A 13,510-nucleotide genomic window follows, 5' to 3' on the forward strand; every position below is an offset into this window, starting at 1 on the left:
CTTGCGCAATTCTAGCCGCCTGCGTACTGGTCCACTGAACCAGGGCCACCAGCAGGGCGTGGGGTTCACATCAGCGCAGCTTCCATGCCTGCCGTGCGCAGCCGCTCCAGCACCTCGTCTACATGGGCCTTGCTGCGGGTTTGCAGCACCAGTTCGATCTCCACATTCTGCGCGGCCAGCATGGTGAAGGCACGCTGGTGATGCACCTCGCCGATGTTGGCGCCCGCGTCGGCCACGGTGGCCGTGATGCGCGCCAGCACGCCGGGCACGTCGCGCGCGCTGACCTTGATGCGGGCCAGTCGCCCCGACCGCACCATGCCGCGCTCGATGATGGCCGCCAGCAGCAGCGGGTCGATGTTGCCGCCGCACAGCACCAGGCCCACGCGTTTCCCCTTGAAGCGTTCGGGGTAACGCACCAGGGCGGCCAGCCCGGCGGCGCCTGCGCCTTCGACCAGGGTTTTTTCAATCTCCAGCAGCATCAGCACGGCCTGCTCGATGTCGCCTTCGTCCACCAGCACCAGGTCGTCCACCAGGCGCTTGACGATCTCCTGCGTGATCTTGCCGGGTGTGCCCACGGCAATGCCTTCGGCAATGGTCGAGGTGCCCTGCGGGTGGTGCGTGCCCTTGACCGCGTTCACCATGGCCGGGAAGCGTGTGGTCTGCACGCCCACAATCTCGATGCCGGGCTTGATGGCCTTGGCGGCCGTGGCCACGCCCGAGATCAGGCCGCCGCCGCCCACGGCGATCACCAGCGTGTCCAGGTCGGGCACGGCCTGCAGCATCTCCAGGCCCAGCGTGCCCTGGCCTGCGGCCACGCCCTCGTCGTCGTAGGGGTGCACAAAGGTCAGGCCCTGCGCGTCGGCCAAGGCATAGGCATGGGCGCGGGCTTCCTCCAGCGTGTCGCCGTGCAGCACCACCTCGGCGCCAAAGCCGCGTGTGCGCTCTACCTTCACGGCGGGGGTAAAGCGGGGCATGACGATCACCGCGCGCAGGCCCAGGCGCTGCGCGTGGTAGGCCACGCCCTGGGCATGGTTGCCCGCGCTCATAGCCACCACGCCACGGGCGCGTTCGTCGTCGGACAGCAGCGTGAGCCGGTTGCAGGCGCCGCGCTCCTTGAAGGAGGCCGTGAACTGCAGGTTCTCGAACTTGAGGAACACCTGCGCGCCCACGATCTGCGAGAGTGTCTTGGATTCGACACAGGGGGTGTCCAGCACCTGGCCTTGTAGGCGGGTGGCGGCGTCGCGGATGTCTTGGAGGGTCAGCATGGCGCCATTGTGGCCCACGCTTGTGGCTGGCCGCCACAGGGTTGCACAGGGGGCGTGGTGTGGCGCTGCGGCGACCATGGGGGGCGCTTGCTAGAGCAAAAAAACGGCCCTTCCGCGCGATGGTATTGCCTTAATAGCTATCAAAATAATAGTAGCTACTTGATGCCCAACCTGCGCGCCAGTTTGTGCAGGTTGCTCGCATCCACCTCCAGCGCCCGCGCGGCCTGCGCCCAGTTGCCCTGGTGCTGTGCCAGGGCGGTGGTGATGCTGGTGCGCTGGCAGGCGTCCACGGCCTCGCGCAGCGGGCCGGTGGGGGCGGTGGGCATGGTGGCACTCGCCTCTGTGGTGTGCGCTGCGGCATCTGGCGGCGCGGCCTGTGTGTGCACGGCATCCGCATCCAGGTCCAGCAGCGCGGGCTCCAGCGTCACGATGTCGGAGCGGTTCACGCCCCGGCTCAGGGCCTTGAGGGCGGCGCGGCTGACCACATGCTCCAGCTCGCGAATGTTGCCCGGCCAGGGGTAGCGGCGCAGTGCGTCCTGTGCGCTGGCAGACAAGCGCAGGCTGCGCAGCCCCAGGCGCGCGCGGTTCAGTTCCAGAAAACGGCCTGCCAGCAGCAGCACATCGTTGCCCCGTTCGCGCAGCGGCGGGATGGGCACGGGGTACACCGACAGCCGGTGGTACAGGTCGGCGCGGAACGCGCCATCGCGTACCTGCTCGCGCAGGTTGCGGTTGGTGGCGGCGATCACGCGCACGTCCACGCGGCGCGGGCGGTCGGCGCCCAGGCGCTGGATCTCGCCGTTCTGCAGCGTACGCAGCAGCTTGGCCTGCACGGCCAGCGGCAGCTCGCCCACCTCGTCGAGGAACAGCGTGCCGCCCTCGGCCGCCTCGAAGCGCCCCGGCCGATCGGCCACCGCGCCGGAGAACGCGCCGCGCACGTGGCCGAAGAGCTCGCTCTCGGCCAGGGACTCGGGCAGCGCCGCACAGTTCACGTGCACCAGGGGCTTGGTGCGGCGCGTGGACTGGCGGTGCAGCAGGCGCGCGAACAGCTCCTTGCCCACACCAGTTTCGCCCAGCAACAACACGGGCAGGTCCGAGCCCGCCACCACCTCTAGCTCGTGCAGCAGGCGCAGCAGGGGCTCGCTCTGGCCAACGATCTCCATGTCGCCATCGCCCGCGCGGGTGGTGCGCTCGTCGTCGGCGCTGCGGGTGTGTGGGGCGCTGCGCAGCGCCTGCACCTCGCGCTCCAGCCGCGAGATGCGCACGGCCGCCTCCACCAGCACCTTGCAGTCGGCCAGCGCGGCGCGTGCGGCGTCGCCGAAGGTGCCGGTCTGCAGTGCGTCGAGCGTCAGCACCCCCCAGGCCTTGCCGTCCACCCACAGGCTCACGCCCATGCAGTCGTGCACGGGCAGGGGCTCGCCCACCAGGGTGTCGAGCAGGCCGTCGTAGGGGTCGGGCAGGGTGCTGTCGTGGTCAAAGCAGGTCACCTCGCGCCGCGCCAGGATGGCCGCGAGCCGGGGGTGCTGGCTGACCACAAAGCGCCGGCCCAGCGCCTCGCGCACCAGGCCTTCCACGGCCACGGGGCGCAGGTGGTCTTCCTCCAGCTGCAGCAGCGCCACGGCGCCGCAGTGAAAGCGTGTGCGCAGGTGGTCCGCCAGCCGCTGCAGGCGCACGGCCTGGGGCAGATCGGTGGCCAGATCGGCCAGCAGGGGGCGGTGGTCCATAGTGATATTTACCTTTAATGGGTGAATTAGACCCTATATGTGGATGGTAAAAAAGACCACGACTGGTGTAATTGGTTGATTTGATGGGCCTGCGCCCTGGCTCGGCGCTTGCAATGTGGGCAGTGACACCGATTCACTCGTTCCAAAAAGTCATGACCACAAGACCTCGACCCCATGCCGCCAGCGCGCGCTGGCGCCGCCCCTTCGTTGTTGTTCTGTTGAAGCAGGAGGCCCGCCATGGGTAACTACCGCAAGCTCTGGTTCACGCTGATCGGCGTGCTCATCGTCACCTTCAGCCTGCTGGGCTACTACGGCGCCGAGGTCTACCGCACCGCGCCGCCCATCCCAGCGAAGATCGCCACGGCAGGGGGTGAAGTGCTTTTCACCCACGACAGCATCCTCGACGGCCAGACCGCGTGGCAATCGGTGGGCGGCATGCAGCTGGGTTCCATCTGGGGCCACGGCGCCTACCAGGCACCCGACTGGACGGCCGACTGGCTGCACCGCGAGCTGCTCAACTGGCTTGACGTCGCCGCCGAGCGTGCGCACGGCAAGCCCTTTGCCGAGCTCGACGCCCCAGCCCAGGCCGTGCTGCGCGACCGCATGAAGACCGAGTACCGCGCCAACACCTACAACCCCGAGACGGGCGTGGCCACGGTGTCCTCGGTGCGGGCCGACGCGATCGCGATGACCGCGCTGTACTACGACCAGCTTTTCAGCGACGTGCCTGCGCTGCACAAGACCCGCGAGCACTTCGCCATGAAGGAGAACACCCTGCCCAGCGCCGAGCGGCGCGCGCAGATGACGGGTTTCTTCTTCTGGACGGCTTGGGCCGCCGCCACCGAGCGCCCCGGCACCACGGCCACCTACACCAACAACTGGCCGCACGAGCCACTCATAGGCAACAAGCCCACGGCCGAGAACATGGTCTGGTCGGTGATGAGCGTGGTCGTGATGATGGCGGGCGTGGGCTTCCTCGTGTGGGGCTGGTCCTTCCTGCGCAAGCACGACGAGGTGGAACCCACGCCACCCCAGCACGACCCGCTCTCGCGCGTGCCGCTCACACCGTCGCAGCGCGGGCTGGGCAAGTATTTGTTCCTCATCGTGGCGCTGTTCAGCTTCCAGGTGCTGCTGGGCGGCTTCACGGCCCACTACACGGTGGAAGGCCAGCAGTTCTACGGCATCAACGTGTCGCAGTGGTTCCCGTATTCGCTGGTGCGCACCTGGCACATCCAGAGCGCGCTGTTCTGGATCGCCACGGGCTTCCTGGCGGCGGGCCTGTTCCTCGCGCCGCTCATCAACGGTGGCAAGGACCCGGCCTACCAGAAGCTCGGTGTGGACATCCTGTTCTGGGCGCTGGTCGTGGTGGTGGTGGGCTCGTTCGTCGGCAACTACCTGGCCATCGCACAGATCATGCCGCCCGAGTGGAACTTCTGGCTGGGCCACCAGGGCTATGAATACGTGGACCTGGGCCGCCTGTGGCAGATCGGCAAGTTCACCGGCATCGTCTTCTGGCTGGTGCTCATGCTGCGCGGCATCGTGCCGGCGCTGCGCTCCCCCGGCGGCGACAAGAACCTGCTGGCTCTGCTGACGGCGTCGGTGGTGGCCATCGGCCTGTTCTACGGCGCGGGTTTCTTCTACGGCGAACGCACCCACCTGTCGGTGATGGAGTACTGGCGCTGGTGGGTGGTGCACCTGTGGGTGGAGGGCTTCTTCGAAGTCTTCGCCACCACGGCGCTGGCCTTCATCTTCTCGACGCTGGGGCTGGTGTCGGTGCGCATGGCCACCACGGCCAGCCTGGCCTCGGCCTCGCTGTTCATGCTGGGTGGTGTGCCCGGCACCTTCCACCACCTGTACTTTGCAGGCACCACCACCCCGGTGATGGCGGTGGGCGCTGCCTTCAGCGCGCTCGAAGTGGTGCCGCTGGTCGTGCTGGGCCACGAGGCCTGGGAACACTGGCGCCTGCAGCACCGCACGCCCTGGATGGCTCGCCTGCGCTGGCCGCTGATGTGCTTCGTGGCCGTCGCCTTCTGGAACATGCTGGGCGCGGGTGTCTTCGGCTTCATGATCAACCCGCCCATCTCGCTGTACTACGTGCAGGGCCTGAACACCACGCCGGTGCATGCCCACGCCGCGCTGTTCGGGGTGTATGGCTTCCTGGCGCTTGGCTTCACGCTGCTGGTGCTGCGCTACATCCGGCCGCAGCTGGTGTTCAGCGAGCGGCTCATGAAGACGGGCTTCTGGTGGCTCAACGCCGGCCTGGTGCTGATGATCGCCACCAGCCTGTTCCCCATTGCCCTGTTCCAGTTCCATGCCAGCGTGAGCGAAGGCCTGTGGTACGCCCGGGGCGAAGAGTTCATGCAACAGCCCTTCATCCAGACGCTGCGCTGGGTGCGCACCTTCGGCGACGTGGTGTTCATCGTTGGCGCGCTGGCCATGGCCTGGCAGGTGGTGAGCGGTGTGTTCGGTTCGCGTGCCCCTGCAGCCACCGCAGGGGTCTACCTGGCGGAGTCCCGCCGCTGATCCGCGCCGCGCGTTGCTGCCACTACCCTCGGCGACAGCGCAGGCCCTTCATTCATCCCACAAGGAGTGAGCATGAACCTCGACAAATTCAAGCACCAGCACACCGACATCCTGCGCAGCATCGCCACCTTGCGCGCCCTGGCCCAGGCGGGCGTGGAAGGCAATGCCCGCGCCATCGCGCAGGGCATCGTGGCCATGAGCGGCACCATCAAGCTGCACCTGGCCGTGGAAGACCAGGTGCTCTACCCCGCACTGCAGCGCGGTGGCAACCCCGAACTGGCGCGCCTGGGCCGCCAGTACCAGAGCGAGATGGCCTCGATTGCCAGCGCCTACGACGCCTTTGCGCGCCGCTGGAATACGGCCGAGAACGTGCGCCGCGATGCGCAGTGCTTTCGGGACGAGGCCAATGTGGTGCTGCGCCGGGTGTTCGAGCGCATGCAGCGCGAAGACCACGACTTTTATCCCCGCATCGAGGAGGAAGAAACCGCCGCCTGCCATTGAGCAGCACCCTCCTGCACCCCACTGCATGCCTGCGCATGCACCTCTGATCCATCGGTAGGGCCTGACGGCACCTTCCTTTCTGCCGGCCCCTGTGCCGGCATTTTTTTACCCCTGCTTACCGCCCCGATTGTGTTGAATCAAACTACCTATAGTGTTTGATGGGTATCGTGGACACCATAGGTAGTGTTTCTAAACCGTTCCATAGATTGGTCGAACCCATGGTGCCCACCCTTGTCACCCTGCCCCGCGATGTTGTGTTGCGCAGCGGCCAGCGCGTTCCTTTTGATGCCGAACGCATCCGCGCTGCGCTGGCCAGTGCGGGCCAGGCCTCGGGCGAATATGGCGCCGAAGAAGCCGCGTTGCTCACCGCGCAGGTCACCAAGGTGCTGATCCACCGCTTCCATGGCGAAGCGCCCACCGTCGAGCAGATCCAGGACGTGGCCGAGCAAACGCTCATCGCCGCTAACCATCTCGCCACGGCGCGCGCCTACATCGTCTACCGCGAGCAGCACGCCACGCTGCGCGGGGACAAGCAGACGCTGGTCGATGTGGAAAGCTCCATCAACGAATACCTCACGCGTGCCGACTGGCGCGTGAACGCCAACGCCAACCAGGGCTATTCGCTGGGCGGGCTGATCCTGAACGTGGCGGGCAAGGTCACGGCCAACTACTGGCTGTCGCACGTCTACACGCCCGAGATCGGCGAGGCGCACAGGAGCGGCGACCTGCACATCCACGACCTCGACATGCTCAGCGGCTACTGCGCGGGCTGGTCGCTGCGCACGCTGCTGCACGAGGGGCTCAACGGCGTGCCTGGCAAGGTGGAGGCGGGGCCGCCCAGACACATGAGTTCGGCTGTGGGGCAGATCGTGAACTTCCTGGGCACGCTGCAGAACGAGTGGGCCGGTGCGCAGGCGTTCTCGTCGTTCGACACCTACATGGCACCCTTCGTGCGCAAGGACGGCATGGACTACCCGCAGGTGCGCCAGTGCATCCAGGAGCTGGTTTACAACCTCAACGTGCCCTCGCGCTGGGGCACGCAGACGCCGTTCACCAACCTCACCTTCGACTGGACCTGCCCAGACGATCTGCGCGAGCAGGTGCCCGTGATCGCTGGCAAAGAGATGCCCTTCGCGTACGGCGACCTGCAGGCCGAGATGGACCTCATCAACCGCGCCTATATCGACGTGATGACCACGGGCGATGCCAAGGGCCGGGTGTTCACCTTCCCCATCCCCACCTACAACATCACCAAGGACTTCCCCTGGGAGAGCGAGAACGCGCAGCTGCTGTTCGAGATGACGGCCAAGTACGGTCTGCCGTACTTCCAGAACTTCATCAACTCCGAGCTGGAGCCCAACATGGTGCGCTCCATGTGCTGCCGCCTGCAACTCGATTTGCGTGAACTCTTGAAGCGCGGCAACGGCCTGTTCGGCAGCGCCGAGCAGACGGGCAGCCTGGGTGTGGTCACCATCAACTGCGCGCGCCTGGGCTACCAGCATGCGGGCGATGAGGCGGGGCTGCTCGCCGCGCTCGACCGCTTGATGGAACTGGGCAAACAAAGCCTGGAGACCAAGCGCAAGCTCATCCAGCGCCTCATGGACCAGGGCTTGTTCCCCTACACCAAGCGCTACCTGGGTACCTTGCGCAACCACTTTTCCACGCTGGGTGTGAATGGCATCAACGAGATGGTGCGCAACTTCACGGCGGACCAGCACGACATCACCAGCGAGTGGGGCCACGCGTTTGCCGTGCGCCTGCTCGACCACGTGCGCGAGCGCATGACCGCCTTCCAGGAGGAAACCGGCCACCTCTACAACCTGGAGGCCACACCCGCCGAGGGCACCACCTACCGCTTCGCGAAGGAAGACAAAAAGCGCTGGCCCGCCATCCTGCAGGCCGGCACGGAGCAGCAGCCCTACTACACCAACTCCTCGCAACTGCCCGTGGGCTTCACCGACGACCCGTTCGAGGCCCTGATGCGCCAGGAGACGCTGCAATCCAAATACACGGGCGGCACCGTGCTGCATCTGTACATGGGAGAGCGTTTGTCCAGCGGTGCGGCCTGCCGCGATCTGGTGCGGCGCGCGCTCACGCGCTTTCGCCTGCCCTACATCACGGTCACGCCCACGTTCTCGATCTGCCCCACCCACGGCTACCTGGCGGGAGAGCACCCGTTCTGCCCGCGCTGCGACGAGGAGCGTCTGGTCGCCAAGCGTGCGGCGCTGGCGGCGTGAATCTGAATGAAATTGCCTGATGAGCGACTGACCTCAGGCTTCACGTCCCTTCATCCGTGCGGGCTGAGCCCGAACGGATGGCAGGGTCTCTGAGGCATGTGGCTATTCAGGTGAAATTGGCCACTGGCGCCTGTCCATCAAGCACTGATAGCTATCAAAACAATAGTATTTCAACCCAAGGAGCACACCATGAGTTACTTTTCGTCTGCCGAACACACCGCCCTGGCCGCCGTGCAGCTTACCGATGCCGAGCGCCAGCCCTGCGAGGTCTGGACCCGCGTGATGGGCTACCACCGCCCGGTGGCGAGCTTCAACACGGGCAAACAGGGCGAGCATGCCGAGCGCCGCTTCTTCGCGGAAGCGCCCCGCCGTGGCTGCGGCAACGCTTGTTGATGCCCAGGGGCAGCCGTTGCCCGCCCCCGGGCTGCGGCTGGGCGGCCTCACGCCGCTGACCACCATCGACTTCCCCGGCCGTCTGGCGGCCGTTTTCTACTGCCAGGGCTGCCCCTGGCGCTGCGGCTATTGCCACAACCCGGAGCTGCTGGACGCCACCGCACCGCCATCGCTGCCGTGGTCCCAGGCGCTGCAGTTCCTGCAAAGCCGCCGGGGCCTGCTCGATGGCGTGGTGTTCTCCGGTGGCGAACCCACGCTGCAGGCCGCCTTGCCCGCCGCGCTGGCCGAGGTGCGGGCGATGGGTTTTGCGACCGGACTGCACACGGGGGGCATGTACCCCGAGCGCCTGTCTGCGGTGCTGCCCCTGCTCGACTGGGTGGGGCTGGACATCAAGGGGCCGGTGCACCGGTACGACGCCATCACTGGCACGCCGGGCAGCGGTGCACGCGCCTGTGCCTCGCTGCAGCAGGTGCAGGCCAGTGGTGTGGCACACGAGTGCCGCACGACCTGGCATGCAGGGCTTTTTGGGCTGCAAGACCTGCAAGCGCTGGCCACCAGCCTGGCAGCCCAGGGTGTGGCGCGCTGGGTATTGCAGGAATGCCGTACCTCAGGGGCCAACGGCTGGCCCCTGGTGCCTGCGCAGCTCCAGGCTTTGGGGCAAGGGTTGGGTCACTTTGAACTGCGGCGGGCCTGAGCGCCTGTTGACGATCTCGCTGCGCGACCCCTGGGAGATCGTCCACAGGCTCTGGGCACGGACGCCTTGCCGTTATTGCGTGCACACCCTCAGCACCTCCACCCCATACGCCTCCAGCTTTTTCGCCCCCATGCCGCTGATGCCCTGCAGGTCATCCAGCGACGCGGGGTTGCGTTCGGCAATCGCCGCCAGTGTGGCGTCGTGGAAGATCACATACGCGGGCAGGTTGTGCTCGCGCGCCACTTCGGCGCGCCAGGACTTGAGGTTGATAAAGCGCACCTGCGCATCCGGGCCCAGGTTGGCGGCCGCCGCCGGGGGCGCGCTGCCCGTGCCCTTGCGGGTGCGTGCGCGCTTGGCTGGCGCGGCGGCGGTGGATTCGCGCAGCTGCACCGGCACCTCGCCCTTGAGCACGGCGCGCGAGCCTTCGGTGAGGCTCAGGGTGTCAAAACTGTGGCCGCTCTCCAACATCACCTTGTGCAGGCCCACGGCGCCCGTGGCCAGCAGCTGGCGCAGCACGCCGCGCAGCTGCGCTTCGGAATAGTCCTTGCCCACGCCGAAGGTCGAGAGCTTGTCGTGCCCGAACTGCTGGACTTTTTCGGTGTCCTTGCCGCGCACGATGTCCATGATGTGGCCCGTGCCAAAGGTCAGCCCGCTGGCGGCGTGCACGCGGTAGATGGTGGACAGCAGCTTGCGTGCGGCGTCCGTGCCGTCCCACACCGCCGGTGGGTTCAGGCAGTTGTCGCAGTTGCCGCAGGGGGTGGACTGCTCGCCGAAGTAGGCCAGCAGCCGCACCCGGCGGCAGTCGGTGGCCTCGGCCAGGGCCAGCAGTGCGTCGAGCTTGCCGCGCAGCGCTTGCTTGAATTCCTCGCCCGCAGGGCTTTCGTCGATCATGCGGCGCTGGTTGACCACATCGTTCAGGCCATAGGCCATCCATGCATCGGCGTTCAGCCCGTCGCGGCCTGCGCGCCCGGTCTCCTGGTAGTAGCCCTCGATGTTCTTGGGCATGTCCACGTGCGCCACAAAACGCACATCGGGCTTGTCGATGCCCATGCCGAACGCAATGGTGGCCACCATCACGATGCCTTCCTCGCGCAGGAAGCGGTCCTGGTTCTTCTGGCGCACCTTGGTGTCCAGGCCTGCGTGGTAGGGCAGGGCCGTCAGGCCCGCGTCGCACAGCGTGGCGGCCAGTTCTTCCACTCGCTTGCGGGACTGGCAATACACCACCCCCGCCTCGCCCGCGTGCTCGCGCTCGATGAAGCGCAGCAGCTGCGTGGTGGCGTCCTTCTTCTCTTCGATGCGGTAGCGGATGTTGGGCCGGTCAAAGCTGCTGATGAACAGCCGCGCATCCTCCAGCTGCAGCCGCTCGACGATGTCCTCGCGCGTGAGCGCGTCGGCCGTGGCCGTGAGCGCGATGCGCGGCACCTGCGGGTAGCGCTCGTGCAGCAGCGTGAGCGCCCGGTACTCGGGCCGGAAGTCGTGGCCCCACTGGCTCACGCAGTGCGCTTCGTCAATCGCAAACAGGCTCAGGTGGCCGCCGCTGTACAGGCTGTCCAGCAGGCCCAGAAAACGTGGCGTGTTCAGCCGCTCGGGCGCGGCATACAGCAGCGTGATCTCGCCCGTCTGCAGGCGAAACTCCACGTCCTGCGCCTCGTCGTAGCTCAGTGTGGAGTTGAGGAACGCCGCCTCCACCCCGGCCTCGTGCAGCGCGCCCACCTGGTCATGCATCAGCGCAATCAGCGGCGAGATCACGATGCTCACCCCGCGCCCCTGCTGCTGGCGCACGATGGCGGGCACCTGGTAGCACAGGCTCTTGCCGCCGCCGGTGGGCATGAGCACCAGGGCGTCGCTGCCGCCAATCACATGCTCGACGATGGCTTGCTGGGGGCCACGGAACTGCTTGTAGCCGAAGACGTCCTGCAGGACGGTGTGGGCGGGGGAGGGGGCGAGAGGCAGCGCGGGAGAAGGAAGAGAAGACAAGCGGGTACTCTAAATTTGATAGCTGCTTGCGCTTGTCTATCAAGCGCTGAAGGCCAATCTGACCAATATTTTTGCAGCGGATGTGCCCGCTGGCGAGAGGATCTATTGTGCGTCGGGCGCTGTGGCGCACGCAATTTCTCGCACCTTACGTTTGCTTGTTCCGCGCATACAGGTGACTTTGGCCGCTACCGTGAGGAGGTGTATAGCGATACTTCCCATTTTTTTTGGAATTGATTTTTTAAAAAAGGGAAGTATCATCTCTCATGGCTGAGGAAACAGTCATGACTCATCATGCAACTACTTGGTCTCATCAAGCTCGACGAATTCAAACTCAAACACGCTGACGCACGTGGGCCGCTTGACGCTTGGCGCATCGAAGCTGAACGCAGTCAATGGACAGGTCCGCAGGACATTAAGAATCGATATCCCAGTGCCAGCTTTCTGGCAGACAACAAGGTGATTTTCAACATCAAAGGGAATGCTTACCGACTAGTCATAAAGGCAAAGTACCAAAACGGCTTGGTCTTGATTGAGTGGGTTGGCACACATGCCGAGTACGACAAGGTGGAGTTTTGAGTTGGACTCGGTAAATGAAAGGAACGGGTATGAAGCAACAGGTGAAAGTGATCAAGACGCAGCGTGATTACGATGCGGCTGTCGTTCGTCTGTCGGCTTTGATGGACGAAGAATTGGCGCCGGGCTCCAGCAAGGAAGCGGAATTGGAGTTGTTGGCCTTGGTCATTGAGTCTTACGAGCGCAGCAAAGTTGAGCCCGTGGCCCCTGATCCGATTGAGGCCATTTGGTTTCGAATGGATCAGTTAGGACTCAAGAAGGTCGATCTGGTGCCCTACATGGGCTCGCTGCCCAAGGTTTCTGAGGTGTTGGCACGAAAGCGCCCGCTCACCCTCGCCATGATCCGCAAGTTGCATCAAGGCTTGGGAATCCCAGCGGATGTGCTGCTTGCTGAGTCCGGAGATACGTTTGATCTGACCGATCCGCTCCCGTACGACACAACCAAGTTCCCCATCAAGGACATGCTCAATCGCGGCTACTTCGAAGGCTTCCGGGGTACGCTTCGAGAAGCCAAAGACAACGCCGAGGAATTGATTCGTTCCTTCATGCGCGGCATCCAGCTACACCCGACCCAGCAAGCAAGGCTGCGTGCACCAATGCACCAAAGCGGCAGCCGTCTGATGGATGACTATGGGCTGCTGGCTTGGCATGTGGCTGTGCTCAAGAAAGCTCGCCAAAACAAGTTCAAGTCAGTGTACGTGAAGGGTAGCTTGACCGACGAACGTCTGAAAGAGTTGGCACGTCTTTCTCGCTTTGAGCAAGGGCCCCGGCTGGCTCAAGAGTTCTTGGCTGACATGGGCATTGCTCTGGTGTTCGAGAACCACTTCAACAAGACTTATCTTGATGGTGCGGCCATGCTTGATGGGGATCGCCCCGTTGTGGCATTGACGCTGAGACATAACCGACTCGATAACTTCTGGTTTGCTTTGTTGCACGAACTGATACACGTGAAAGAGCATTTGGACGCGGATCGTTCTTTCATCGCGGACAACCTTGAAGACAAGATCCGTCAGCAGACCAAAGAGGAATGCGAAGCCGACGAAGGCGCCCGAGAAATCCTGATTCCTCGCGCCGAATTATTGGCGTCAGATTTGATCAGTTCGCCCACGATGGATGCCGCTATTGCTTTGGCAGACAAGTTGCGCATCCATCCCACCATCGTGGCCGGGCGCGTGCGTTTTGAATCTGGTAACTGGCGCTTGCTCAGCAGCATCAAGGCTGAAGTCCGCTGCCAGTTTCCTGATCAACTGCGGGAGCACGCTCAACCCAGTTGATAAGCAAAGAAAAAGGCCCCGGAGTGCGCTAACACTCAAGGGCCTTTGGTGAGGTGAACAGGGGCTACCAAACCACCCATGCACAACACGTCTTGGAGAAGACGGTGGATATTACCAGTTCGTAGTGCACGGGCATACGTGAAAACCCCTCCATTCTTCGCAAAGGAGTTGGCATGGCCTGCGCCCGTTGGAAGAGCGTTTTTGTGCGGGCGTACGTCCGTTTCCGGGCCTGTCCGAGTTTCCGTGTGTGAGGCTCATTGAACCTTCACCGATTTCGTGAAGCTGATTGAGGATCTTACGTGCTCGATTTGGTGAACCGGTCTTCGTAGAGGATCGCGAATTGGTTCATTGC

10 protein-coding genes are annotated in these 13,510 nt (G+C 64.7%); 7 read left to right on the top strand and 3 right to left on the bottom strand.

Features of this window, described 5'->3' with window-relative positions; translation table 11 throughout:
• Window positions 1-65: 65 nt before the first annotated feature.
• Window positions 66-1,265 carry a threonine ammonia-lyase gene (locus tag ACYZGB_RS19440; RefSeq protein ID WP_462390496.1) on the bottom strand — a complete coding sequence of 400 codons (1,200 nt, stop codon included), beginning with the start codon at window positions 1,263-1,265 and terminating at the stop codon, window positions 66-68.
• Window positions 1,266-1,420: 155 nt separating this feature from the next.
• Window positions 1,421-2,986, bottom strand: coding sequence for a nitric oxide reductase transcriptional regulator NorR (gene norR / locus ACYZGB_RS19445; protein WP_462390497.1), 1,566 nt, complete (start codon window positions 2,984-2,986; stop codon window positions 1,421-1,423).
• Between the two features lie 237 nt (window positions 2,987-3,223).
• On the opposite strand from norR, the gene ACYZGB_RS19450 reads away from it, so the two are divergent.
• The 5 genes from ACYZGB_RS19450 to ACYZGB_RS19470 all read left to right on the top strand — a co-directional run bounded on the left by ACYZGB_RS19450 (window position 3,224) and on the right by ACYZGB_RS19470 (window position 9,334).
• Window positions 3,224-5,509 carry a nitric-oxide reductase large subunit gene (locus ACYZGB_RS19450; protein WP_462390498.1) on the top strand — a complete coding sequence of 762 codons (2,286 nt, stop codon included), beginning with the start codon at window positions 3,224-3,226 and terminating at the stop codon, window positions 5,507-5,509.
• Window positions 5,510-5,581: 72 nt separating this feature from the next.
• On the top strand, window positions 5,582-6,010 hold the full coding sequence (locus ACYZGB_RS19455) for a hemerythrin domain-containing protein (RefSeq protein ID WP_462390499.1): 429 nt from the start codon (window positions 5,582-5,584) through the stop codon (window positions 6,008-6,010).
• A 218-nt stretch (window positions 6,011-6,228) separates the two neighbouring features.
• On the top strand, window positions 6,229-8,247 hold the full coding sequence (locus ACYZGB_RS19460) for a ribonucleoside triphosphate reductase (protein WP_462390500.1): 2,019 nt from the start codon (window positions 6,229-6,231) through the stop codon (window positions 8,245-8,247).
• A gap of 189 nt (window positions 8,248-8,436) precedes the next feature.
• The gene (gene nrdD, locus ACYZGB_RS19465; RefSeq protein ID WP_462390501.1) at window positions 8,437-8,640 is read left to right on the top strand and encodes an anaerobic ribonucleoside-triphosphate reductase; all 204 of its coding nucleotides are present in this window, start codon (window positions 8,437-8,439) and stop codon (window positions 8,638-8,640) included.
• Window positions 8,618-9,334 (top strand): anaerobic ribonucleoside-triphosphate reductase activating protein, encoded by a 717-nt coding sequence (locus ACYZGB_RS19470; protein WP_462390502.1) that lies wholly within the window; start codon window positions 8,618-8,620, stop codon window positions 9,332-9,334. The genes nrdD and ACYZGB_RS19470 overlap by 23 nt, the downstream gene beginning before the upstream one ends.
• Window positions 9,335-9,406: 72 nt before the next feature.
• Here the strand turns inward: ACYZGB_RS19470 and recQ are convergent, their stop codons facing one another.
• On the bottom strand, window positions 9,407-11,311 hold the full coding sequence (gene recQ / locus ACYZGB_RS19475) for a DNA helicase RecQ (protein ID WP_462390503.1): 1,905 nt from the start codon (window positions 11,309-11,311) through the stop codon (window positions 9,407-9,409).
• Between the two features lie 291 nt (window positions 11,312-11,602).
• Here recQ and ACYZGB_RS19480 point away from each other — a divergent pair, with 291 nt between their 5' ends.
• Together ACYZGB_RS19480 and ACYZGB_RS19485 are read left to right on the top strand one after the other, a co-directional pair.
• A complete protein-coding gene (locus tag ACYZGB_RS19480; protein WP_010465329.1) occupies window positions 11,603-11,887 on the top strand; it encodes a type II toxin-antitoxin system HigB family toxin in 285 nt (94 codons plus the stop codon).
• 29 nt (window positions 11,888-11,916) lie between these two features.
• Window positions 11,917-13,158, top strand: coding sequence for an ImmA/IrrE family metallo-endopeptidase (locus ACYZGB_RS19485; RefSeq protein ID WP_462390504.1), 1,242 nt, complete (start codon window positions 11,917-11,919; stop codon window positions 13,156-13,158).
• The last annotated feature ends 352 nt before the right edge of the window (window positions 13,159-13,510 follow it).

The organism is Acidovorax sp. Q11 (genome assembly GCF_054950075.1).

Coding starts and splice junctions, on each gene's coding strand:
- ACYZGB_RS19440 (WP_462390496.1), bottom strand. CDS start 1,265: ATGCTGACCCTCCAAGACATCCGCGACGCCGCCACCCGCCTACAAGGC.
- norR (WP_462390497.1), bottom strand. CDS start 2,986: ATGGACCACCGCCCCCTGCTGGCCGATCTGGCCACCGATCTGCCCCAG.
- ACYZGB_RS19450 (WP_462390498.1), top strand. CDS start 3,224: ATGGGTAACTACCGCAAGCTCTGGTTCACGCTGATCGGCGTGCTCATC.
- ACYZGB_RS19455 (WP_462390499.1), top strand. CDS start 5,582: ATGAACCTCGACAAATTCAAGCACCAGCACACCGACATCCTGCGCAGC.
- ACYZGB_RS19460 (WP_462390500.1), top strand. CDS start 6,229: ATGGTGCCCACCCTTGTCACCCTGCCCCGCGATGTTGTGTTGCGCAGC.
- nrdD (WP_462390501.1), top strand. CDS start 8,437: ATGAGTTACTTTTCGTCTGCCGAACACACCGCCCTGGCCGCCGTGCAG.
- ACYZGB_RS19480 (WP_010465329.1), top strand. CDS start 11,603: ATGCAACTACTTGGTCTCATCAAGCTCGACGAATTCAAACTCAAACAC.
- ACYZGB_RS19485 (WP_462390504.1), top strand. CDS start 11,917: ATGAAGCAACAGGTGAAAGTGATCAAGACGCAGCGTGATTACGATGCG.